Origin of the sequence: Hyphococcus flavus (assembly GCF_028748065.1) — a bacterium.
Taxonomy (GTDB): Bacteria; Pseudomonadota; Alphaproteobacteria; order Caulobacterales; family Parvularculaceae; genus Hyphococcus; species Hyphococcus flavus.
The window spans coordinates 989,010-1,012,653 of record NZ_CP118166.1 but is presented as its reverse complement, the minus strand read 5'-3'; the positions used below and the strand labels follow the sequence as shown (position 1 = coordinate 1,012,653).

At 56.3% G+C, this 23,644-nt stretch carries 22 protein-coding genes; 9 read left to right on the top strand and 13 right to left on the bottom strand.

Features of this window, described 5'->3' with window-relative positions:
* Positions 1-24 precede the first annotated feature (24 nt).
* The 3 genes from PUV54_RS04875 to PUV54_RS04865 form a co-directional block, all read right to left on the bottom strand.
* Positions 25-1,398 carry an MATE family efflux transporter gene (locus PUV54_RS04875; RefSeq protein ID WP_274494454.1) on the bottom strand — a complete coding sequence of 458 codons (1,374 nt, stop codon included), beginning with the start codon at positions 1,396-1,398 and terminating at the stop codon, positions 25-27.
* Positions 1,399-1,531: 133 nt separating this feature from the next.
* A complete protein-coding gene (locus PUV54_RS04870) occupies positions 1,532-2,353 on the bottom strand; it encodes an isocitrate lyase/PEP mutase family protein (protein WP_274494453.1) in 822 nt (273 codons plus the stop codon).
* 124 nt (positions 2,354-2,477) lie between these two features.
* Positions 2,478-3,491, bottom strand: coding sequence for an SDR family oxidoreductase (locus tag PUV54_RS04865; protein WP_274494452.1), 1,014 nt, complete (start codon positions 3,489-3,491; stop codon positions 2,478-2,480).
* A gap of 223 nt (positions 3,492-3,714) precedes the next feature.
* Between PUV54_RS04865 and PUV54_RS04860 the strand changes: the two genes are divergently transcribed.
* From PUV54_RS04860 to PUV54_RS04850, 3 genes are all read left to right on the top strand, one after another.
* Positions 3,715-4,887: an efflux RND transporter periplasmic adaptor subunit gene (locus PUV54_RS04860; RefSeq protein ID WP_274494451.1), complete on the top strand. Its 1,173-nt coding sequence runs from the start codon at positions 3,715-3,717 to the stop codon at positions 4,885-4,887.
* Positions 4,888-4,890: 3 nt separating this feature from the next.
* Positions 4,891-8,010 (top strand): efflux RND transporter permease subunit, encoded by a 3,120-nt coding sequence (locus PUV54_RS04855; RefSeq protein ID WP_274494450.1) that lies wholly within the window; start codon positions 4,891-4,893, stop codon positions 8,008-8,010.
* A 119-nt stretch (positions 8,011-8,129) separates the two neighbouring features.
* Entirely contained in the window at positions 8,130-9,404 is a 1,275-nt protein-coding gene (locus PUV54_RS04850; protein ID WP_274494449.1) for an adenylate/guanylate cyclase domain-containing protein, read from the top strand.
* A gap of 14 nt (positions 9,405-9,418) precedes the next feature.
* On the opposite strand, the gene rpoH is transcribed toward PUV54_RS04850, so the two are convergent.
* Together rpoH and PUV54_RS04840 are read right to left on the bottom strand one after the other, a co-directional pair.
* Positions 9,419-10,339, bottom strand: a complete 921-nt coding sequence (rpoH, locus tag PUV54_RS04845) for an RNA polymerase sigma factor RpoH (protein WP_274494448.1) — start codon at positions 10,337-10,339, stop codon at positions 9,419-9,421.
* 273 nt (positions 10,340-10,612) lie between these two features.
* The gene (locus tag PUV54_RS04840; RefSeq protein ID WP_274494447.1) at positions 10,613-11,689 is read right to left on the bottom strand and encodes an RluA family pseudouridine synthase; all 1,077 of its coding nucleotides are present in this window, start codon (positions 11,687-11,689) and stop codon (positions 10,613-10,615) included.
* A 69-nt stretch (positions 11,690-11,758) separates the two neighbouring features.
* Here PUV54_RS04840 and PUV54_RS04835 point away from each other — a divergent pair, with 69 nt between their 5' ends.
* Complete coding sequence (locus PUV54_RS04835) at positions 11,759-12,184, top strand: hypothetical protein (protein WP_274494446.1); 426 nt, start codon at positions 11,759-11,761, stop codon at positions 12,182-12,184.
* Here the strand turns inward: PUV54_RS04835 and PUV54_RS04830 are convergent.
* Together PUV54_RS04830 and PUV54_RS04825 are read right to left on the bottom strand one after the other, a co-directional pair.
* The gene (locus PUV54_RS04830; protein ID WP_274494445.1) at positions 12,181-13,083 is read right to left on the bottom strand and encodes an aldo/keto reductase; all 903 of its coding nucleotides are present in this window, start codon (positions 13,081-13,083) and stop codon (positions 12,181-12,183) included. The genes PUV54_RS04835 and PUV54_RS04830 overlap by 4 nt on opposite strands.
* A gap of 4 nt (positions 13,084-13,087) precedes the next feature.
* Complete coding sequence (locus PUV54_RS04825; protein ID WP_274494444.1) at positions 13,088-13,798, bottom strand: hypothetical protein; 711 nt, start codon at positions 13,796-13,798, stop codon at positions 13,088-13,090.
* 319 nt (positions 13,799-14,117) lie between these two features.
* Between PUV54_RS04825 and PUV54_RS04820 the strand changes: the two genes are divergently transcribed.
* Together PUV54_RS04820 and PUV54_RS04815 are read left to right on the top strand one after the other, a co-directional pair.
* Complete coding sequence (locus tag PUV54_RS04820) at positions 14,118-14,759, top strand: hypothetical protein (protein WP_274494443.1); 642 nt, start codon at positions 14,118-14,120, stop codon at positions 14,757-14,759.
* Positions 14,760-14,762: 3 nt separating this feature from the next.
* Positions 14,763-15,080 (top strand): winged helix-turn-helix domain-containing protein, encoded by a 318-nt coding sequence (locus tag PUV54_RS04815; protein ID WP_274494442.1) that lies wholly within the window; start codon positions 14,763-14,765, stop codon positions 15,078-15,080.
* 1 nt (position 15,081) lies between these two features.
* Here PUV54_RS04815 and PUV54_RS04810 read toward each other — a convergent pair whose 3' ends face one another.
* From PUV54_RS04810 to PUV54_RS04795, 4 genes are all read right to left on the bottom strand, one after another.
* Positions 15,082-15,366: a DUF6460 domain-containing protein gene (locus PUV54_RS04810; RefSeq protein ID WP_274494441.1), complete on the bottom strand. Its 285-nt coding sequence runs from the start codon at positions 15,364-15,366 to the stop codon at positions 15,082-15,084.
* A gap of 86 nt (positions 15,367-15,452) precedes the next feature.
* The gene (locus PUV54_RS04805) at positions 15,453-17,093 is read right to left on the bottom strand and encodes a ShlB/FhaC/HecB family hemolysin secretion/activation protein (protein WP_274494440.1); all 1,641 of its coding nucleotides are present in this window, start codon (positions 17,091-17,093) and stop codon (positions 15,453-15,455) included.
* Between the two features lie 86 nt (positions 17,094-17,179).
* Complete coding sequence (locus tag PUV54_RS04800; protein ID WP_274494439.1) at positions 17,180-18,181, bottom strand: hypothetical protein; 1,002 nt, start codon at positions 18,179-18,181, stop codon at positions 17,180-17,182.
* A gap of 205 nt (positions 18,182-18,386) precedes the next feature.
* Positions 18,387-19,259 (bottom strand): mechanosensitive ion channel family protein, encoded by an 873-nt coding sequence (locus PUV54_RS04795; protein WP_274494438.1) that lies wholly within the window; start codon positions 19,257-19,259, stop codon positions 18,387-18,389.
* A gap of 203 nt (positions 19,260-19,462) precedes the next feature.
* Between PUV54_RS04795 and PUV54_RS04790 the strand changes: the two genes are divergently transcribed.
* Positions 19,463-20,845 (top strand): DUF2793 domain-containing protein, encoded by a 1,383-nt coding sequence (locus PUV54_RS04790; RefSeq protein WP_274494437.1) that lies wholly within the window; start codon positions 19,463-19,465, stop codon positions 20,843-20,845.
* 5 nt (positions 20,846-20,850) lie between these two features.
* Here the strand turns inward: PUV54_RS04790 and msrB are convergent, their stop codons facing one another.
* Positions 20,851-21,351: a peptide-methionine (R)-S-oxide reductase MsrB gene (msrB, locus tag PUV54_RS04785; protein ID WP_420797939.1), complete on the bottom strand. Its 501-nt coding sequence runs from the start codon at positions 21,349-21,351 to the stop codon at positions 20,851-20,853.
* 68 nt (positions 21,352-21,419) lie between these two features.
* Entirely contained in the window at positions 21,420-22,379 is a 960-nt protein-coding gene (ubiA, locus tag PUV54_RS04780) for a 4-hydroxybenzoate octaprenyltransferase (RefSeq protein ID WP_274494435.1), read from the bottom strand.
* Between the two features lie 96 nt (positions 22,380-22,475).
* Here ubiA and PUV54_RS04775 point away from each other — a divergent pair, with 96 nt between their 5' ends.
* Together PUV54_RS04775 and PUV54_RS04770 are read left to right on the top strand one after the other, a co-directional pair.
* Positions 22,476-22,781 (top strand): ferredoxin, encoded by a 306-nt coding sequence (locus tag PUV54_RS04775; RefSeq protein WP_274494434.1) that lies wholly within the window; start codon positions 22,476-22,478, stop codon positions 22,779-22,781.
* 11 nt (positions 22,782-22,792) lie between these two features.
* Complete coding sequence (locus PUV54_RS04770) at positions 22,793-23,557, top strand: 16S rRNA (uracil(1498)-N(3))-methyltransferase (RefSeq protein WP_274494433.1); 765 nt, start codon at positions 22,793-22,795, stop codon at positions 23,555-23,557.
* Positions 23,558-23,644 lie beyond the last annotated feature (87 nt).

Below are 23,644 nucleotides of genomic sequence, written 5' to 3'. Positions count from 1 at the left end.
GGGCGTGCCGTTTTAGCCACGCATTCAATCGCGTGTTATCGCCCATAAACGGATACTGAGAAATATGGCTGCGCAAACGAGGCTTGCGAGCAGCCCCCACCATACGCCGGTTGCGCCAAGCGGGGTCGTCAAGCCCAGCCAGGCGGCGGTTGGAAACCCGATCACCCAATAACTGACGCCAGTTAGAAACATCGGCACGCGAACGTCTTTCAGGCCGCGCAACGCCTGGGCGGCGGCAACCTGTGTTGCATCAAAGAGCGCGAAAGCCGCCGCGATTGGCAGGAAAGACGCCACAAGCGTCCGTACCGCTGCTTCGTCAGCATCAAGATAAAGCCCGGTGATCCAGGACGGCCAGAACAGCATCGGAATCATGAAAAGGGAAATGATGCCTACGCAGGAAAGGATCGCCACCACTGCCGCGCGTCTGACGCCAGCGCGATCCTGTGCGCCTTGCATCAACCCCACACGAACGCCGCCAGCCATGGAAAGCCCCATGGGTGTCATGAAGGCAAGAGCCGACACGTTAAGCGCAACCTGATAGGCGGCCATTTCGTAAACGCCAATGCGCCCCATTAAAAAGACAGCGCTGTTAAACAGCATCGCTTCGAAACCGAACGTCACGGCTATCGGCCAGCCAAGGCGCACGACTTCCATGAAACGTGGCCAGTCAGGGGTAAAAAATTTCACGAAAAGTTCAAAACGCTTCGCCGTATTTTCCCAATTGATGTAAGCGACAAGCGCAAAAAAACCGACCGCATGCGAAATAGAAGACGCGATTCCGGCCCCGACAAGCTCAAGACGTGGCGCTCCCCAGTTTCCATAGATCAATAGGTAATTCAAAAGCGCATTGAGAAGCGTGGTAAGAACGATGAAAACCAGCGGCGCACGAGTGCGTTCGATTGCAGCAAGAAAATTACGCAATACGAGAACGCCAAGCGCGAAAGGAAGCCCTGGGGCAAGCGCCAAGACATAAGGTTCGGCAAGTCTCGCCGTTTCCGCTGGTTGACCGAGCGCAAGAGCAAATTCTTCAGCGAAGAAGTATAAAATTGAGGCGATTGGCGCAAAAATGCCGACTGTCCAAAGCCCCATACGCACAGAGCGTCGTGCTTCACGCACGTTGTTTTTATCCGCGCCAAGCGCCTGACTGACCATGGGGGATGTCGCCATTGCCGGGCCGTAGCCGGCGATCAGCAACACATAAAACATGACGAGGCCGAGCGACGATGCAGCAAGTTGTTCGGCGCCGAGACGGCCGATCATTAAAACGTCAATAGTGTGAATTGAAAACTGGACGAGCTGCGTCAGCCCCATCGGAAGACCGATGGTCATCAGTGCGACGAACTCGCGCCGCCACGGGCCCATTGGAACGCCGTGCGTATCTGGAATCGTTGCTGACATTACGCATTCGCAAAACAGAAATACCCTTTACGTGGGAGTGGGTGTTTAGCCCGCAGCATGCAGAATTGATATGGTTTTACGGCAACAATGCCGTTCACAATTTAAATATTGGCAAAAAATAAAACGCCGCAATCTACAGCAAGGATTGGCCGATTGTTTTTGCGCTATCGCGGTCAGTCGCGAGGCAATCAAACTTTCCTGTCGATAACATTGCGGATGCATCAGCCAGTGTGGCGTAGGCGCGCCAAGCCAATCCGCCGCCGATGGAAAGTCTTGCGGCGCCTGCGTTGGCGAATTCCTCAACACTATGCTTGGTAAGTTCGCCGATGATGAGAACATTGACGGGTTTTGATACGGATGAGCATACGGTGCGGACTGCATCCAGATCAGGCAAACCGGGCGCGTATAAAATGTCCGCGCCAGCGTCAGCGAAAGCGTTGAGGCGGGCGATGATTTTATCGATTTCACCGATGCCGTAGAGGAAGGCTTCAGCGCGCGCGGTTAAAACAAAGTCCCGGCCGGCGTGATGTATAGCCTCTACGGCTGCTGAAATCCGTTCAACTGCCAGCACGTCGTCTTCTATGACCGGTTTGGCTTTGTCACCAGTCGAATCCTCGATTGAACCGCCGCACAAGGCTGTCTCGGTTGCAAGGCGAATTGTTTCCGCCGCGTCCTGCGGCGTGAGGCCGAACCCGTTTTCAAGATCGGCGGTCACAGGAATGTCGACCGACCTGGCGATTAAATCTCCATGCGCCAACGCCTGGTCTCGCGTGACGCCATAATCGCGCCTGCCCATGGTCATGGCGAAGCCGGAACTGGTGGTTGCGAGCGCCTGAAAGCCCAGCCCTTCGAGCATGCGTGCGGAGCCGGCGTCCCAGGGGTTTGGAATAACAAAAGGTTCGTCACTCTGATGTTGTTTTCGGAATGTGGCTATTTTGCTTGCATCAATAGTCATTACTTGTCTCGTTGCCTGTTTCCTGACCGGATTTATACGATTGATACTGTTCTGACCGCCCGGTTTTTGCGGGCGGCCACTACCGCATGCGATACTTTTCATCCAGTTTCGAAAGTCTGACGGTTTAATCAGCTACTGCGGCGCGCCAGTCCTTATAAACGCCGCCGCTCAAGACGCTGTCCTGAATTTGCGACATCGCTGCGTTGGCGGCGTCGGTGGCTTGCGTATTCGGGTGAACCGGCCGGCGCAACGGGCGCGTGCCCGGGGGCATGGCAATGATTTCTGCAATCGCCCGCGGCACGTCATTAGGGTCTGTGGAATATTCTCCCGACATCATACCGCTCGCAATCCGAAGGTGGCCCTCGTAGGCGCTCAAGCGTTCCTGATCGACGCGGGCGAGCAGGTTGTCAGAATATGTGCGTCCATTGTCCCATATCCGTGTCGGATAGCCGCCCGGCTGGATGATGGTGATTTCAACGCCAAAAGGCGCGAGTTCATACGCCATGGTTTCAAACATGGCTTCTACGCCAAACTTCGTTGCCTGATACATGCCGAGATTAGGGATCAGTATGCGCCCTAACTGAGAAGATACATTGAATATCTGTCCGCTGCCGCGTTCGCGCATGCCGGGCAGTACTGCGCGCGCCATGCGTAGATAACCATAAAGGTTTGTTTCAAATATCAGCCGGGTTGCCTCCATGTCATTGACTTCAACTGGCCCGGCCATGCCGATTCCGGCATTGTTGATGAGAATGTCGACGGCGCCGCCGGCGATCTCGTGTGCTTGCGCAACGCCAGCCTCAACCGATGCGTCATCAGTGACGTCAATTTCAATAATACTGAGATCGAGGTTTTCTGTCTCCGCTAGCGCTTTGAGACTTTTCGCTTCCGCCCTGTCGCCGCTATTCAGGTTTCGCATGGAAGCAATGACCTTGGCGCCAATCCGCCCCAGATGCAGGGCGGAGAGCCGACCAAACCCTGAACTTGTGCCCGTTATCAGGACAGACTTGCCGCTAAGGGATAACGCCTTCTGCGCTTCCTGGGCTGCAGCTCCTGTTGAGATCACGGAAAGAGCGGCGAGGGCTGAGCCCGCGCCAAGCAGTGCTCGGCGGGTTTTATTGGCAGTCATCTTTGTCATGTGGTTGAGCCTTTTGAGAGGTTGTCGGGTTTGGCTCTACGCTAGGGCTTTTTTATCTCGGCGTCAGCTTGCCGCAGTGGTTTGAAATGTATAAAAAAATGAATAATTACAGCGCATTGCATGGGGCCGCCCCAAACACGCGCAGATTTGATCGCGAAAAAGCGACGGTTTTTAAGAAATAATGCGTTAGATCGTGTAACCGCCTCTCTAACGTAAGGCGTGAATGCAAGCAGGAGAGCGCGAAAAAGTGCCGATATCGAAGTCGCTTTTAACCGGACTTATGGCGGGCGCCGTCGTTGGGGCCGGTGTGACTGTTTTTGCTCTTACCTCAGGCGGTGTGGGCGATGCGGCTGGCGGCGGCCGTCCCTCAGGTCCGCCGCAGCGCGGAGGATACACGCCCGTTGTCTCCATGGCTGTGGCCGAGGCAGCCAATATTTCACGGCGCGTCGAGGTTATTGGCCGCGCGCGTTCGCTGAAAAGCGTTGCTATCACATCTGAAGTCACCGGATTGGTGGAAGAAGTGAATTTCGGACCAGGCAAGCGCGTGGCGCAAGGCGATATTCTTGTTCAGGTGGATGATGACGAAGCGCAGGTAGCGCTAAGCCGGGCGCGCACCCAGCTTCCCATCGCACGCGACAACGCCGCCCGATACCGCAATCTGGCGCAGGATGAAGCAGCGTCTGCGTTGGAAGCCGAACAGGCGCAGACAACGCTCAATACGCTTCAAGCTGATTTGCGGGCCGCGGAAGTGGCTGTTGAGAGGCGCAAAATCCGCGCGCCGTTTGACGGTATTGCGGGGCTTACGGAACTCGAGCCAGGCGATTATCTGCGCGCCGGCGATCCGGTGACGACCCTGGATGACACGTCTTCGATCATTATTGAATTTTCAGTCCCGCAAGAATCCGCCGGCTTTGTAAATCTTGACCAGGCCGTCACGGCGACACTCACCTCTGATGCAGGCGCCAAGTTCGAAGGTGAAATTACCGGCATCGACAGCCGTGTTGATCCGGAATCGAGAACCTTGAGAGTTGAGGCGCGTGTTGAAAACGAACAGGGCCGGCTCATTCCTGGCGCCGTTCTGGCCGTGTCAACAGTAGCCGTAGGCGAGCCAGCCGTAGCAGTGCCGGGGCTTGCGCTTCAGTGGGATCGTGGCGGCGCATTCGTCTGGCGCCGTAATGCTGAAGGCGCGGCGGAACGCGCGGGCGTCGTGATTTTGCAGCGTACTGATAATTTGGTTCTGGTTGAGGGTGAAATCAACGTCGGCGATATCATCGTGGCGGAAGGCGCGGACAGAGCGCGAGCTGGCGTAGCCTTGCCGAGCGTTGAGAGCCGTAGCCGGAACGAGAAAACGGTCGGTAGCGTCTCATCAACTGGCGCGGCCGGCGGTGAGGACTAAACCTTGACTGACCATTCGACACCTGCGCCCGGCAGCAGCGGCGGTTTTATCGGGACGTTCATCCAGCGGCCCATTCTCGCCGCGGTTTTAAGTCTCCTGATTGTTATCGCGGGTCTAGCAGCGCTATTTGGTGTCGAGGTGCGCGAATTACCTGACGTCGATCAGCCGGTTGTTTCCATCGATACGAATTATCCGGGCGCGACGCCTGAAACGGTTGATGCTGAAGTCACAGCGATCATCGAAGGCGCCATCGCCCAAGTCGACGGCATTCAGAACATTTCCTCGTCATCCGGCTTTGGCGACAGTGACGTCAACATCGAATTTTCGTCTTCCGTTGATATCGATATCGCGGCAACAGATGTCCAGAACGCAATTTCTTCGGTTTTTGACGAGTTGCCTGAGGAAGTTGAATTGCCGCGCGTTCGCAAGGCTGACTCCAACGGCTCGGCGATGATGCGCCTGAGCATCTCAAGCCCGGACATGGATCCCGGCGATCTCGCCCGCCTTGTCGACGATGTTGTCGTGCCGCGATTGCAGGCGGTTGAAGGTGTCGCGCAGGCGGATTCTTACGGCGCCCGTAATAAATTGATCCGCATTCGCGTACGCCCCGTTTCGCTTGCCGCGCGTGGCTATACTGTCGAGGATGTGGCGCGACTCGCCGCAACGGCGGCGCAGTCCACGCCGAGTGGTCGCCTTAGAAGCGACACGCAACAGATTCTTATACGTGCCGAAGCGCCAGCGACTACACCAGAAGCGATCGCCGCGTTGCGCCTTGATGACCAGACGCGGTTATCAGACGTCGCTATTGTTGAATGGGGCTATCAGGGAGAAACGACGACGGCGCGTGTCAATGGCGATCCCGGCATCGGTATCGGCATTGTTCGCCAGGCGCAGTCCAACACCATGGCGGTCTCGGCGGGCGTACGCCGGGCGGTTGACGAACTTAACCAGTCGCTTCCGCAAAGTGTGACGGTAACCGTCCGAACTGACGATTCTATTTTCATTTCGGAAGCTGTTCGCGAGGTGTTCAAAAGCTTGTTGCTGGCGACCGCCATCGTGGTTTTCGTGATCTTCTTGTTCCTGCGCTCCTTGCGGGCGACGATGATCCCGGCCGTGACCATTCCTATTTCACTGTTGGGTACAGTTGCAGCGATCTATCTCGCCGGATTTTCCATCAATCTGATCACGCTTCTCGCGCTCGTTATGGCGGCGGGGCTTGTGGTTGATGACGCTGTTGTGGTGACTGAGAATATTCAACGCTGGCGCGCGAAAGGCGCTGGCAAGCGCGCAGCCGCCGTTGTCGGCACGCGTGAAATTATTTTCGCGGTTCTGGCGACCACGGCGACCCTCGCCGCCGTGTTCATTCCAATCTCGTTCCTGCCCGGCCAGGCCGGCCGTCTGTTTTCGGAATTCGGTTTCGTCATGGCTTTTGCCGTGATGGTGTCTTCTTTTGTTGCGCTGACATTGTGTCCGGTGCTGACTGTTCGTCTCGGGCGCGAGCATCGCGCTGAAATGGACAATGTGGACGAGGAAGGTGAGAAAAAGCCTGATGGGCCGCTGGCGAAAATCTACGGACCCATGTTGCGGTTTGTTCTCGGGCGGCCGGTGCTCGTCACTATCGCTTCACTGGTTTTTGCTGCGGGCGCCGTCGTCGCTTTCAAGGCCGTGCCGAATGAGCTGACGCCCGAAGAAGACCGCGGCCGGGTTTTTGTCATGGTCCTGCCGCAAGACGGTGCGAGTTTCGAGTATCTCGATCTCAAAGTGCTTGAGATCGAGCAACGCCTGCAACAACTGGTTGATGACGGGTTCGGCGAATCGATTGTCTCCATCAATGGCGTCTGGGGCGGCAACCGATCCTTCGTTGTGTTCAGTTTACCTGACTGGAGCGAGCGCGATTTCAGTCAAAGCGAGGTTGAGCGGCGCGTTCGTCAGCTTGTGGGTGATATTCCCGGCGTTTCAGCGATCATACGCAGCGGCAACTCGCTTGGTATTCGCGGGGCCGGTCAGGGGTTGCGCTTCGCGGTGGTCGGTGATGACTACACGGTGGCCGCTGCAGGTGCGGACGCGATAGCCGAACGCATGATGCAATCGCCGTTGTTCGCAGATGTGCGCACTGACTTTCAAACATCGCAGCCTCAGGTCCGCATCGATATCGACCGCGAAGCCGCGACGTCGCTTGGTGTTCCCATCTCCGCAATAACCAGAACGGTTCAGGTCATGGCCGACGAATTTCGCGCGGCCCAGGTTTTTGTGGGCGATGATATTATCAACATCATGATGTCCGGCGCGGGCGAGCCTGTGAACGACCCGACGGATTTGGCTAACATATTCCTGCGCGCCAATAATGGCGACTTTGTACCGCTGTCATCTTTAGCTTCGGTTGAGGAAGTCGCGGTGGCGTCGCAACTGGCGCGCGAGCAGCGCCGGCGGGCCGTGCCGGTATCGGCTGAGTTAAGAACAGGTGTTCCGCTTGGTGATGCGGTCACGGCGATGCAGGCGATCGCCGCTGAAACGCTTGAGGGGAATCTGTCTGTGACGCTGCTTGGCGAGGCAAAAGTCTTGCAGGATTCCAATCGCTCGACGCTTCTCGTCTTTGCCTTTGCCGGGCTGATTGTGTTCCTCGTTCTCGCTGCGCAATTTGAAAGTTTCGTCAGCTCTCTGATTATTATGGTGACTGTGCCATTTGGCCTGGCTGCAGCAATGTATGCGATTATGCTGACGGGCGGTTCGATCAACTATTACAGTCAGATCGGCCTCGTGCTTTTGATCGGCATCATGGCGAAAAACGGCATCCTGATTGTTGAGTTCGCCAACCAGCAGCGCGATAGAGGGTATAGCGTGCGCGAAGCGATTGAGCGCGCGGCGATGGTTCGATTGCGTCCGGTTTTGATGACAGCGATTTCAACCTTGCTCGCCAGCCTGCCGCTTATTCTTGGCTCTGGCGCCGGTGCTGAAAGCCGCGCCGCGCTTGGGTGGGTGATTTTCGGCGGCCTCGGATTCGCGGCGATTTTCACGCTGTTCCTCACGCCCGTATCGTTTTTGATGTTGGCGGGGCTTGCAAAACCACGTGCAGCCGAAGGGCAGAAAGTCGCCGAGGAACTGGCGAAGGCGCCGGCGGCTTAGCAATTCATCGGCCTGCAAACGTCTTCCATTCAGTAAATCAATCGATTAAGAACGCATTCGCCGCGAGCGGCCAATGCGTCTTTCACTGTTCCCGGGTGTTCCGTGTGGGCGGGGTTTTAATGAAATCCAGGCAAGCAGCTTTTCGCCCATGGGCGTTAGGAGCAATAAAGCTACCGCAGTTTCTGAAAACGCTCGTTTTTGCCGGTGTTGAGGGGTATTCGCGCCGCGACAAGCGCTTTTTGGCGGTTGCAAATGTCACCGGATATCTCGGCGCGCTTTCTTCCCTGTCATTCGCGATCACGTTCGCTATGGTCGATTTCAACGCTCTTCGGGCCGCTGTTATCGGCAATATTGTTTCCGCAACGGGTACGATACTCACGCCTTTTACGCACCGCTTTGGGCGCAGCGCCGCCGCCATTTACCTGGGGGTGGTCTTTTACTCCACATTGTATTTTTTCGTTTCCGTGCTTGGGCGCGAGTCCGGCATTCAGCTCAATTATATCGCGGCTGCCGCGATTACGATCACAATTCTCGGCGTTCAGCGCGTACACATCGCCTTTCCGCTGATGGCGCTGGGACTCATTTTGCATCTTTTCGTGTGGTTTTCATTTCCAACAGGTAGCGGCGCCGGGGCGGTTGACCCGTCTTTGATGTCAGCCATCTACATTCAGTCAGCGACTACTATAATGATCATTCTTGCTGTCGCGACATATTACATATTGCAACTTTCCGAAGCTGCGCAGGCGCGCAGTGATGCGTTACTATTGAACATCATGCCGTCGGCGATCGCCGAACGCCTGATTGACAATCCCGATCAGGTTATCGCGGAGTATCACGCGCAAGCGACGGTCATGTTCGCTGATTTACGCGAGTTTACACAACTCGCTGCGGAACTTGGCCCGGAGCCGACAGTAGCGTTGCTCGATGAGCTTTTTTCCACTTTCGACATGCTTGCAGACCGGCGGGGCGTCGAAAAGATAAAAACTATCGGCGATGCTTATATGGCCGTGGCTGGGGTTCCCATTGCTCGTGCTGACCACGCGGCGGCGATCATGCGTCTCGCAGAGGACATGCGAGATGCGTTACCTGGTATTTCTCAAAAAGCGGGGCGGTCGCTGCAACTTCGGATCGGTATTGAATCGGGTCCGGTCGTTGCGGGCGTCATCGGGCGGGCGAAATTCGCGTATGATGTTTGGGGGCACACGGTGAATGTTGCTGCACGCTTTCAGCAGCTTGCCGGATCAGGCGAGATCATTGCCGGCAAGGGGTTCTTTGCGGCCATCGGCGATGAGGGCCGATTCAAACCGCTGGGCGAACAAACGCTACAGGGCATAGGCGTGCAGCAGGCGTGGCTGTTGAACGATCAAGTCGCCAGAGGCGGCAGTTCAGTTTAAGCCCGTAGTGCTGGTTAAGATGCCTCAACCGTTTCCGGCGAGCGTGTACGCGCTTCCTTGTCCATGCGCTTCATCGCTTTTTGCAGCTTTTCAAAGGCGCGCACTTCGATCTGGCGCACGCGCTCGCGCGACACGTTGTAGACTTGGCTCAGCTCTTCCAGCGTCGCCGGATTATCTTTCAGGCGGCGCTCGGTCAGAATGTGCTGCTCGCGCTCGTTTAAGGTCGAGAGGGCCTGTTCCAACAGCCCCATGCGCATGTCGTATTCGTCATCATTGGCGAGTTTCGTTTCCGGATTGACGGCGTTGTCGTCAACCAGCCAGTCCTGCCACTCGCCGCCGCCTTCGGCGTCCTTGCCCATGGGCGCGTTAAGCGACGCTTCGCCGCCGGACATGCGCCGGTTCATGCTGATGACATCATCATGGGTGACGCCGAGTTTCGTGGCGATGTGCTCAACCTGTTCCGGGTGCAGATCACCTTCATCGACGGCGTCGATCTGGCCCTTGATCTTGCGCAGGTTGAAGAACAATTTTTTCTGCGCGGCGGTGGTGCCGATTTTAACGAGCGACCATGAGCGCAAAATGTATTCCTGGATCGAGGCGCGGATCCACCACATGGCGTATGTGGCGAGACGGAAGCCTTTCTCGGGGTCAAAGCGTTTGACCGCTTGCATCAGGCCCACATTGCCTTCGGAAATCACCTCGCCGATGGGCAAGCCGTAACCGCGATACCCCATGGCGATTTTCGCCACGAGCCGAAGGTGAGATGTGATCAGCTTTTGCGCAGCGTCCGGGTCCTCATGCTCGGCGAAACGTTTCGCCAGCATGTATTCCTCTTCCTTTTCCAGCATGGGAAACTTGCGAATCTCGGCGAGATATCGCGAAAGGCTTCCTTCCGGCGTTAAGGCTGCTCCGGTTGTTGTCAATGCATTGCTCATGAGCGCGTCACTCTTTCTCTCTCCTCAGCACGCCTCATTATGAAGCGTGGATGAAGCCTTTTTTGCGTTCGCGGCTTTTTCCTTGAAACCCCTAAAGATCGCCGCCTCTTCCGGGCGGTCATAGGGTGGATATAGGAAGCCTTGGCCGCGATCCCAAGACTTGCATGCCGGGATGGGGTAACTCCTTAAAGTAACACGGCTTTTCGCTCAAAATATGGCGGAACGCCAGTCAAAAGGGCGCGAGGAGCGGCGTGAGGCTGCGGGCTGAGCCACTCACAGGTCGCGCAGCGCTGCAAGCAAGGTTTGAAAGTCTGCCGGGGCATCGCGCTTGAACCGAAGCGCTTCGCCGGTGATAGGGTGGGCAAAGCCCAGCACTTTCGCATGCAGGGCCTGACGGCGGAATTTATTGAGGATCGCAAGGGATTTGTCCGCCGCCTCATCTCCCGGTTTTAATCCGCCAAGGCCCGGTCCGCGCCCATATGTCTGATCGCCGATCAGCGGATGACCGATAGAGGAGAGGTGAACGCGTATCTGGTGCGTGCGGCCCGTCTCAAGCCTGCATTCAAGCAAACAGGCGAGCGCATCGCCTTTCAGCTTCGCGCGCGTCCGGCCAAAGGCCTCTAAAACTTTGTAATGGGTAATGGCATGGCGGGCCCCCCGCCGCGATGGCGATGCGTCCAAATCGTTATGCGCCTGTTCGTTTACAACAGCCATTTTCTTGCGGTCGCCGGTAGCGCGCGCGAGCGCGGCGTCGATTGTGCCGAAGCCGGGCCGTGGCGCGCCAACAGCAACCGCTTCGTAGACGCGATCTATGTCGTGTGCGGAGAATGCTGCGCCAAGGCCCTGATGAGCGACATCGTTTTTAGCAACCACCAGCAAGCCCGACGTGTCCTTGTCGATGCGGTGAACAATGCCGGGACGGGCGACGCCGCCAACGCCTGAAAGACTTTCCCCGCAATGATGGATCAGCGCGTTCACCAGCGTGCCGGTCCAGTTGCCGGACGCCGGGTGAACGACCATGCCAGCCGGCTTGTTGATGACGATGAGGTCTGCATCCTCATAAACAACATCAAGCGAAATAGCCTCGCCTAGAGGCTCGGGGTCAGCGACCGGCGGTGGCGTCAGGGTGTAATTTTCTCCTTCGCGCAGCTTCCAGGACGGGTCCGTAAAGACATCGCCGTCCCGGGATAGCGCGCCCTCTTCGATGAGGGCTTTCAGGCGAGAGCGGGTCAGGGCTTCGATGCGGTCCGAAAGCCATTTGTCGATTCGCGCGCCAATATCCTCCGCACCGGGCGTAAAGGAATATGCGCCTTTCTCATCAGGCTTGAGGGTTTCGTCTTCTGCGGTCATAACCCGATGCGGTGTAGCGTTCGCGCGCGCCTCAGGCCAGCGCCAAAAATAAAAAAAGGATCGCCCAAAGTGGAGAACAACGCCGAAACGCCGGAAGCGCCAACAGAGCAAGGTCCTTCGCAATTCGGTTCGCTTGCCGGTGCGATCGGGGCGAAAAACCTGATTATCATCATCATCGCCATGCCGTTCGTTTTTCTGGTCGTGGTGATGGGAATCATCGCTGCTTTCGGCAATCCAAACGCCAGTGACAGCGATCGCGCGGCGCAGGTCGTTCCAGTCAGCACGGCAGCAGATACCGGCGCGCAAGAGCTAGACGAAACCGTGATCTCTTATCCCGCCGGCATGACGCCCGGCGCGATGGCGATGGATGGCGACCGACTGGCGATCCGGCTTGACGGCTCGGACGGTGCTGTTGTTGTCGTTTACGATCTTGCTGAAAGCAAAGTCATCGCACGAATCCCGTTTTCAGCGGAACCGGACGAGCCGCAGCCTTAAAGTTTCGTTGCTTCTTCAGCCATCTGCTGGCGGAACGCGGCGTCGGGCATGGGTCCGGTCAGCGCGCCCATATTCTCGCGCATATGATCGACCCGCCGGGTTGCGGGTATGGCGGCGGTGATCGCCGGATGTGAAATGATGAACTTTAAAAGAAACTGCGCCCAGTTTTGCGCGCCGATGTCCGCCGCCATCTCCGGCAGCGGCCGCCGCATGGCCGCGTCGATGAGTTGGCTTTCGCGGAAAGGGCGGTTGGCGATAACGGCGATCCCTTTCTCCTGGGCCAACGGGAGTAGACGGTTTTCTGCTGCGCGATCTACAAGATTGTACGTAATCTGAATAAAATCGAGCGGGTGTTCGTTCATGATCGCTTCGATCTGGCTATAGCGCAGGCCCGCATAGCTAGTAACGCCTACATAACGCAGGCGACCTTCCGCCTTCATGGAGAACAGCGTGTCGAGATGCGCGCGCCAACTGACAAGGTTATGGACCTGCAAAAGGTCGAAAGATTCAACGCCCCAGCGCCTGCGGGTTTGAGCGACTTGCGCCGGGCCGTTTTCGCCGCCTCTGATCCAGACTTTATCTGCGGCGAAAAGTTGAGAGGGGTAAACAAGGTTTTCAAGCGCATACCCCAGCACGTCCTGCGATGATCCATACATGGGCGAGGAGTCGATAATGGCGCCGCCCAACTCGAAAAATGTTCGTGTAACGTCAAGCCGGGTGCGCCTCAGGCCTGCATTCGCGCCGACATCGAAAGTCAGCCATGTGCCCATGCCGACCGCCGGCACGGTTTCGCCGGTTGAAGGTATCGTCTTGTGCAAGCGCGCCGGTTGCGCCGAGGCAAGTTTCGGCGCCAGCGGCGCGGACGCCAGGGCGGCGACAACCATTCGGCGATTGATCATAAGGTCAGTTTCCTTCAGGCGGCGTCAGTTCCTTGTTAAAGGGATAACGGCTGACATCGACTTTGTGATAGTCGAACCGCCAAAACCCGTTTGAGGCTGTTCCCCACGCGGGAAAGTTGATGTTGCCGTAGGCTTTTACCGGTCCGTAAATGTATTCGAATTCGTCATCGCCATCCGGTGCGCCCCACCTGACGGGCTGGCCGGTCTGGTCTATTTCGAACCATCCCCAGTCAGCGCCGCCAGGCCCTTCGATATGGATGGTTTGCGGTTCCTCAAACCTGAGACGCAACCGGTCATCGCCACGCGCCAGGTTATGAATGATCGTGTAGAAATCAAAATTCCAGAAGTTGAGATTGTTGGCGTGCTCTTCTTCGTTAAACACCCGCGCCGGCCGGTTTGAAAATTCCAGCCATGATGTTTCGGGCGTCATGTTGAAGGAAACGTCACCGCTGCGGCTTTCAAAGATGACATGCTGTATTGGCTGTTGAACATCGCGCCAGGCGCGCTCGTCAACCGGTTGCGACGTGTCCGCGCGCCAGCCCGAATATTCGAGATATAAAGACCGCGCGCCCGACCAGACTTCCTTACCGCCGAGCCGGTCGATCATTTTATCGGCGAGGGCGACCGCTTCCGCATCGCCTTTTAGTTCGAGGGCGGATGCGTTGACCGGTATCAAGCAGACAATGGTGAGTATGATTTTGATAAAGCAGCGCAATAGATCCTCCTGCATAATTATTACGAACAGCAATAACACTCTGATCGATTGGCCGGCAGGGTCAAGTTTTGTGTTTCGACTATGGCACAAGACCTTGCTTGCGGGGCAAGGCGTCTCGTCGCGCATATGGCTCTATTGAACGCTGTTGCCAGCTTCCGCCAATTATATGTCTCCCGGACTACATCTCGAACCCGCCATTTCGTTTGCTATGGCGGGGCGCGTAACGCTCATATTGTCGTATTTATGCGCCTTTTTATCGAAGGGGTCTTGAAGGTCATAAAAACTACTTTATTTTATAAAGTGAATTCGGGAGGCTCTAATGAACAAAGCTCAAAGCGATGATTTGGCGAGCGAACTCGCCTATGTGCGGTCTCTGGCGGAAGAAGGGGCGACAGCGCCGTTAATCGGCGGTTTTTATTATTTGCTCTGGGGCGGTCTCACGAGTGCTGCTGCGTTTTTCGTTTACGCTATAGCGATCGGCGTATTGCCGGCGGCGCCAACGGGCTATTTCCTGCCGTGGATTGTCGCCGGGGTCATCGCTTGGGTCGGCTCAATCATGTGGGGGCGCAGGGCAAGTTCGAAACCCGGCGCCATGACGCTTGGCAATCAGACGGCCCTTTCGGTCTGGTTTGCAGTGGGTGTTTTTATGACCATGCTCTGGATCGCCTTACTTTTCGTGCATGATGACTTCACCCATTTTGGCGTGCCTGAAAACTTTCTTTTCAGTTTAATGTTTCCTGTCGCCTTCGGCGTTTATGGCGTCGCGTTTTTCGCCACGGCGACGGCGGCTAAACAGCCCTGGTTGCGATGGTTTGCATATCTGGCTTGGGGCTTTTCTATCGTGTCGTTATTTCTGCTCGGCAACCCGCATCAGTTTTTAGCCGGCGGACTGGGCTGCGCTTTGACGGCGGCTTTGCCAGGGGCGCTTCTCATGCGGCGCGAACCGGGTGATATCGTTTAGGCAATGAGTGCTGAATCAGAGTTCGATTATCGCGAAATAGACGACGTTATTCACGGGCGCGTGCGTCTGTCCGTGATGGCGTATCTGTCTGGCGCGGACATCGCCGACTTCAATGAACTTAAAGCCAAGGTCGGCGGTACGGATGGAAACCTGTCAGTTCATTTACGCAAACTTGAAGATGCCGGTTACGTCTCGGTCAAAAAACAGTTTCGCGGACGGCGCCCGCAGACCACATGTCAGCTAACAAAAAAGGGTCGAAACGCCTGGATCGCATATATCAGACGCATGGAAGACTTTTTGAAACCAAATGCGGCGGAATAAATTATTTTCGCGATGACAACAGGCGAGCCACAAGCCAGATCGGGACGACGATCGCCGCGCCGATCAGCAAATACGTGCCGAGCGTCAGAATGATCTCGCCGACATTTTCTCCGAGCGAAGAAGCGATGTTTTGAACATTACGCAGAACGCCGCGCCAGAACTCCCGCGGTCCGATGCCGATCAGCGAAAAAAACGCGCCAACGACAATACTGGCGATCATCAGTTGCAGGATTGTCTTGCCAGCGTTGCCGCCGGTGAATTTCGACTTCAAATCGTTGCCTGACATTTGCAGCAGCTCCTAATTGGCGCTTTTGACTGTTTCGCGCTTTTGAACTTAAGCGTGAAGCAGGCTGCAATCAATGACATCGCGCGTCAGGGACGGATGTTCAGTCGCCAGGTTAAGGAAAATCGCCAATCCTGGTCATATCCGGCAACTGGTTGGTCGTAAGGATGTGACAGTTCCAGCTCAAGATAACCGTTGTCTTTATATGCAGCGCGGACACCGCCGCCATAAGACCCCAGATTATAATTCAGATCGACGCCGCTCGCGCGTCCAAACAATTCCGTATCAGCGTAGTCGGCGAAAACGAAGACCTCGCTTTTGTCAAACGGCCCGGGCGCAAACGGGCGCCAAGCGGGTTCAATAAGCACGGCAAAACCACGATCTGCATTGATCAGTCCCGCTGAGAAAGCACGGCCATATTGCGCGCCGCCAATATTGAAGCGCTCGTTGGCGGGAAGATTGTCATCCGTCCATTGCGCAGCGGCGTTGAGTTTGATGCGAATATCATCGCCTATTTTTTGGACAAACGAGCCATCCATGCGAAATTTCAGATAGTCATGTTCGCCGATAAGCGTGGAAACATCAGCATCAAGAACAGATAATCCCTGCTTTGCCAGTGCCGTCAGTTTTAAGCTGCGGGTTTTCCAGGCGCGCGAATAAACACCGGAAAGCCCAAGGGCGCGGGTTTGTTCTGTGGCGATCGTTGCGCCAAAGGCGGCGTTATCGCTATTCACAACGTCAAACCCGGCACGGACTGATAGGTTTTCCCTGTATGAGCGAATGAGGGGGTAGGAAATTCCTGCAGAATATAACTGGGCATCGCCCTCGATCACCGTGCCGTTAGGGCGTGAGCGCAAAACAGCCGCGCTGACATCTGCACGGGCGCCGTTAGAGCCAACAGGTGTTGAGTGCTGTAGAGCAGCATAGAGGGAGTCTTCAAAATTCACCGCAGCAGCAAGCTTAAGAGAGGTCAGGTCGCCATCACGCAGCAAACGATAGGCTTTTCCCTCCGCCGTAAACTGACCATCCTTGATGAAACGCGAGGAGCGGTTGCTGAATCCGGCGGAAACTGTCGGGCGTTGATAATCAAGCGCCAGTTCAAGCTCTACAGCTCCCGATTGCGTTCCGTAGACAAATGAGGGGTCGGTTTTTAACCCCGGTATGTCGCGAATGAGAGAAAGCTGGCGCTCGAGCGTTTTTCGGGTCAGCGGGTTTTCAACGGCCAGCCTTTCGGCAACAGCCGTAACGAGCGTGTGCTTCCGTTTCTCCACCTCGCCGGTCAGTGTGACGCCATCGATCCAGCCTTCGGCGATGAGGACGCGGACAACGCCGTCTTCAAAGTCCTGTTCAGGAATAACGATGGTAAAAAGCGCGATATTCGAGTGCTGATAAGCATCAGTCAGAGCATCTGTCAGCGATTCCAAAACAGCAAGCGATAGGGTTCTGGCAATGAACGGTCGTGCGGCGTCCGCAACTTTTTCTGGCGCATCGACCCCTTCAAATTTTATGGCGCGGATCAGGACGGCCGGGATATCTTCAGGTGTAATCTTCGGTTTTTCCGAGGACGGATTTTCGCCGGCTTCAACTGTTTCCGACGCCCGAAAGCCTGACGCTTCTCCCGGCAGCAAGCGATCCTCGGGCGTCTGCGGTGGTTCGGCGGCAAATATAGCGGATGAGTAAAGCGCAAGGAACGCCGTTAACAACAGGCAACATGTTACTACCGTCCGCATAAGGAACGCTCATTTTCTTGAATGTTATATTGGAAGAATCCGGCCGGGCAGATCGCAGGACAGTGAGCGCCCGGCCGGTCTCGGCATCAGCAGCTGCCGAATATGCCCCCGACAAGGGCGCAATCTTCCCCCTGCCCGTCAAGGACATCGCCGAGGGTGTCGGTAACGCCGCCGGTAGCTTCTCCATCAAGCAAAACATCACCGCTGAGCGCGCCGTCGAGCAGGCCGCCATTCAAGACGTCAACATCGCCGTCTGCATCTGCCCCGCCACTGACGGTGATGACGCCTGTCGCGCCAAGACTGTCTGTCAGCGGTGAAGCTGCATCAAGCGCCGGATCAAGAAGCCCGCCGGTTTCGTTAGCCAGACCGGCCACATCAAGATTGACGAGGCTGCCATCGCTTGCGACGCCGACAGTCAACAAATCGCCTTCAACACCTGAAGCAGAAAGTACGCTTGCGCCGATCAGCGGGTTTGCTTCCGGGCTGCCGAGAGGAAATGCTTCACCGATGGAAGCTGTAATAAGCTGGCCAGGGGCTGCAGTCAGGCCGTCGACCAAATACATATCGCCTGCGCCAGTCTGCACCAGCGCATGGCCGGTTGCGTCGACAACGCCGACAACTTTGCCTGCGAGCGGCATGGAACCGGGCAGCGCCTTGTCGACCTTTGCAGCGACTTTGTAGCCTTTATGCGCCACCACATTGACGACCTTGCCGCCCTTGGTTTCAACAGCGGCAATGACGGGCAGCGTATTATTCGGATCGCCTGTGTTCGCGAGCAGCCCTGTGCCGCCAAGCCCGTTGGGCCCGATCAATCCGCCGGTCGTCAGCATGCCTGCGCCGCCCAAATTGACGTTGCCGTCATCACCTTTTGGGCCTTGCGGGCCTGCCGGTCCTTGTGCGCCTTGCGGTCCGGAAGGACCTTGCTCACCCTGAGGGCCCGTTTTTCCCGTTTCGCCTTTGTCGCCTTTGTCTCCCTTGGGTCCGACCGAGGCGACGCGTTGCACGCCGTCTGATGAACAAGCAGGTATTGTCAGGGCGAGGCAGGCCGACATCGCCAGCGCGATTTTTAGTCTCCTGTTCGTATGCATAACTGAGTCTCCGGTTCCGCTAATGATTGCGGACTTCCGCAATCGCATTTCAAAAATGACAATGCGAAGGCTAGAGACTTTGCGTTAAATTCAATTCAAACAGTACACTGAATTTTATTGCATTATTGTAGAAGGCGGAATGCATTTCGCAAATTTCAGTATTTTTTTGTTCAAGCGAAATGCATCCCGTATTGTGAAAATGACGTTACGCCGCATTTTCCATGTAGACCGTCCGGCAAGGGAATGGAATTGAGACGCCTTCAGCATCAAAGCGCTCCTTAACGGCTTTTGTCAGCGCCCATTTCACGGGGAAATAATTTGAACGCTCGACCCAAACGCGGCAAATAATGTCAACGGACGAATTGTTCAGCGTATCGACGGCAATAACCGGTTCGGGGTCTGACTTCGCCCGCGTCTCTTTTTCGACTTCTGATTTGATCAAATCCATTGCCTTGTTCAGATCGTCCCCATAGGAAACGCCGAAGACGAAATCGACACGCCGCGTCGGATAGCCGGCATAGTTGGTGATCACGTCATCAAAAATCTTGCCGTTAGGAATGATAATTTTCTTATTATCTACAGTCGCCATCTCGGTCGTGAAAAGGCCAATGTGTTTCACTGTGCCTGAAACGCCTGCGGCTTCGACAAAATCACCCACATCAAACGGGCGAAAACCGAGCATCATCACGCCGGACGCTACGTGACCGAGCGTTCCCTGCAGGGCAAGGCCGATGGCAAGACCGGCGGCGCCGATGATGGCGGCGAAGCTGGTGGTCGGTACGCCGAAAATGCCGAGGGTGGTGATCAAGACAAGCGCGATCAAACCGTAGTGCACAAGGCTGGAAAGAAACCCGCCAAGGGTGTCATCGATGCGGCCTGTGCGTGAGAATGCGGCGGCGACAACTTTCTTTATGCGCCCCGCTACCCATAAGCCGATAACAAGCACGATGAGCGCGCCAATGACGCTTGGCAGGAAAGCCACGGCTTTTTCGACCAGCCCCTGAAAGAATGTGAAAGCGATATCGACATTGTTGGCGCCTTCGCCGCCTGTGGCCGTATTCTGCGTTGCGTCCTGCATTTTCTGCGTCTCCCGTACTCTCGGTTTTTCGCTTCTTGGGCGCGAAATTGCGCACAGCCGTTAGTTGAACAATGCGCGTGAAAATACAACCTTTGTGATGAAAATCGCGCTGAATCCCGCATTTGGTGGAAGGTTATCCACCACTTCCGCGGCGGGGTTATGCTCCGCGGCTGAAATTTGTTGCTTAGTGGAGACAGCATCCGATGGATCAATCGTCCCGGCTTTCCTTATCCTATGTGGCGCCCAGTCAGGCGCAGAAACATGTGACCGTGAATGAAACCTTCAGACGCCTGGATGCGTTGACGCAGGCGTCAGTTCGTTCACGGACGGTTACGGCGGAGCCCGGCGCGCCCGATGAAGGTGATATGTACATACTGCCTTCCGGCGCGACCGGCGCCTCATGGGAAAATTTCACCGAGAACAACATCGCCGCTTATCAGGATGGCGCCTGGGTGGAAATCACAATCTTCGAGGGATTTCGCGTCTGGGTCGATGATGACGACGCGTTTGTTGTGTTCAATGGCGGGGCGTGGGCGGCGCTAACAGGCGGCGCTTCCGAGACGGCTCTAAAGTTTGGCGTCAACGCAACGGCGGATGCGACGAACAGGTTGTCGGTCAAATCAGACGCCGTTCTATTCAGTCATGATGATCTGACGCCCGGATCGGGCGATGCGCAGGTGAAGGTCAATAAAGCCGCATCTGGTGATACTGCATCGCATCTATTTCAGACGAACTTTTCAGGCCGGGCCGAGTTTGGCCTAACGGGTGACGATGATTTTCATCTTAAAGTCTCGCCGGATGGCTCAAGCTGGAACGAAGCACTGTTCGTAGACAAGGATACGGCGCTGTCGGGTTTCGGTACCGCGGCGCCCGGAACGCGTATCCATGTTTATGGAACCAACGCCATGGGTTCGCGCTTGACGGTGGAGCGTAGTGGCAGCGGGGCAGGCGTGTTTGGCGCACTGAACGGTTTGTTTGTCGGCGCCACCGAACCTTTAGGAACAGCGGGCGTCACGTTCTGGACGACCGATAGCGGCGGGGCTGACAACAAGCGCCTTGAGCTTTTCAATGACGGCAGTCTTGTGGTTGGCGCGCCCACTGGCGGCGCCAAGGGCACAGGAACGATCAACGCCCAGTCGGTGTACGACGATAACGCCTTATTGAGCTGCTATGTCTTCGATCAGGCGATTGATGGCGCGATTGACCGTGCGAAATGGGATGCGCGTACGCCGGAACCGCAACCGGGCGTGCGAAAGAAACGCACGCTGCAATCCAACGACAAGGGCAAAGACGAGATTGTCGAACTATTGGAGGCAGTGCCGCCGGCGCCAAAACGCGAACACGCGCCCATGCGAAAATTCGCACGCCGGATTGGCGGGACGCACGATCCGCTGACGCTCGACGGCTATGCGCGCCACTGGAAGGAAAAACGCCATCTAACCTCGATGCCCAATGAGGCGGCGTTCGATGTGGAGAAGGGAATGGCCGCTGGCGCATGGATCCAGCGGCTTGTTGAAACCGTAGAGATACAGGCTGTGCTGATCGAAGAGCTTAATCAGCGCATCAAAAACATCGAGGCGCGCTGATGCGATCAGGCTGGCTTGAACGTCAAGGCGACGCCGTTGTTGCAATAACGCTTGCCGGTTGGTTCGGGGCCGTCGTCAAAGACATGGCCCTGGTGACCGCCACAGCGCGCGCAATGATATTCCGTACGCGGCGTCCACAGGCGCAGATCGCGTTTAAAGCCGAGCGCATTCGGGATATAGTCGTAAAAGCTGGGCCAGCCGGTGCCGGAGTCAAACTTCGTCTCGGATTTGAAAAGATCGTAGCCGCAACCGGCGCAGGCGAAAATCCCGTCCCGGTATTCTTTATCAAGTGGGCTGGTGCCGGCGCGTTCAGTCCCTTCACGGCGAAGCACGGCGTAAGCTTCGGGCGACAGGCGCTCTTTCCATTCTTCTTTCGACAACTGCCATTTGTCATAATCCGGAATGGTGGATGGATCGGGATCTTTCGCCATAACCTGTTCCCTTGTTTGCACGCCGCAACCGGCAGCGATGCTGATGGCGCCGAGCGCAAGATGCCGGCGGTTCATTTTCATCATAACGGGCCCTCCGTCTCGCAGCGAATAATTTCCAAGCCTCTACTTAGACGCTTGCGCCTTTATATTAAACGCGCGGCAAGTTCACAAAGCGGCGCCAGCAGCAGCAAAAGCCCCGCGTCGCGGTTCGATTTGAAAAGGGTCAAGCATTTGTGACCGTCATTGATGTCGAGTTTGCGCCATTGCCAGAAGAAATGCGCCGCCGCTGGAAGAAGACCGATAAAGAAAGCGAGGCTTGCGCCAATCAACACGCCGGCGAGCCCAAACAGAATGAGCGCGATCGATACGAAAACGCCGATCCAGGGTTTGGTGTTAGCGCCAAGCTTCAGCGCGGCGGATTTGACGCCGATCAGGATGTCGTCGTCTTTATCCATATGCGCATAAATAGTGTCGTAAGAGAGCGTCCAGAAAAACCCGGCGGCGTAAATAGCAAATGCTTCGGGTCTCAGCGCGCCGTTTGCTGCGGCGAAGCCCACAAGCGCGCCCCAGTTAAAAGTAAGGCCGAGCCATGCCTGCGGCCAATATGTGATGCGCTTCATGAATGGGTAAGCGGCGACAAGCGCAAGCGCGGAAAGCCCGGTGATGATGGCGGTGCGATTGAATTGAAGGAGAACGACGAGGCCAATCAGCGAAAGTGCCACGAGCAGCATCCAAGCTTGCTTAACCGAGACCGCACCGGCAGGGATCGGGCGCAGCGCCGTACGCTCGACTTTCGCGTCAATGTCCTGATCAACGATGTCGTTATAGGTGCAACCGGCTGCGCGCATCACATAGGCGCCGATAACGAACAGAACGCCATGCCAAAGCGCGATCAGTCCGCCAGCGCTGCCAGCATTGGCGAGCGCCAGATTACCGAGTGCGAGGCCCCACCAGCACGGGATAAGCAACAGCCACACGCCGATGGGCCGGTCTGCACGCATCAGGCGCAGATAGGGTTTCACAGTATCAGGCGCGCGATCGACCCAGCTATTGGGGATGGCGTCAGGCGTGGCCTGGTTTTGGGCGGCGGACGGGTTGGTCATGGCGATTTGTGTAGCGGGTATAATGAGGTTTATCAAAAGGGCGAATTGTCATCGATTGGGGTTCACAATCCGCAAGAAGGGGCAAGAAACAAAGTTATGAAAAAGCCTTATCCACGAAATGCACCCGGAGAATTCTTCGTTGCAGATGGTTGTTGCATAACATGCGGAATGCCGGTGGAAACATCGCCGGAATTCTTTTCCTGGGATGACGAGAAGGGTGAACAAGACAATCACTGTTTTGTAAAGCGGCAGCCGAAAACGGATAAAGAATTCGAAAGTGTTCTCGCAGCGATGAAAGCTGCTGATGTTGGATGTATTTATTATTGCGGGAAAAAAGAGGATTGGAAACGCCGCTTACATGAAGCGGGCTTTGGTGATCAAATTATCAAAAACGAAGAATAGCGATAAAGTTCATGATCCCACGTCTTTACATTGATGCACCGCTTGAGGCTGGTGCCGCCGCGCCGCTCGACAATGCGCAGGCGCATTACCTCAAAAACGTGCTGCGCCGGAACGAGGGCGACGAGGTGCGCCTGTTCAACGGGCGCGATGGCGAGTTTACGGGAGAGATCGCGGAACTGAAAAAGAAAGGCGGGCTGGTTGCGCTGAAAGAACAGACGCGTGCGCAAACGTCGGAGCCAGACATAACGTTATTGTTCGCGCCGGTAAAACGCGGCGCGCTGGAGAACATCATTCAGAAAGCGACGGAACTGGGCGCTCGTAAATTTCAGCCGATTATTACCGAACGCACCGTCGCGCCAAAGCTGAATGTGGAACGGTTGCAGGCGATCGCCGTCGAAGCGGCGGAACAGTCTGGCCGTCTCACCGTACCATCCGTCGTCGCACCGATGAAACTAAATCAGGCTCTGGCCAACTGGCCGGAGGAAACGCGGCTCGTCTTTTGCGATGAGGCGGGGGACGATGAAAATGAAGAATGGGGTGGGCGTGAAGGCCGCGCCGCGCCAATGTTAGAAGCGCTAAAGGACGTCGATAGGAATGCTGTGTCCTGGGTCTTGCTGACCGGCCCTGAGGGCGGGTTTACGCCGGATGAGCGACGCGCATTGCGAGACAAGGCTTTCGTTACGCCTGTCACGCTCGGGCCGCGCATTTTACGCGCCGATACAGCCGTAATTTCAGCGCTGACATTATGGCAGGCGGCGTTAGGCGACTGGCGGTGAGCCCCATGTCGCGAAGGCGTGATGCGTTCAAGGCTTGGCGTTTTTCCCGTCTCGCTATAGAGCGACCTTTAACGGGCGCTGACGCGA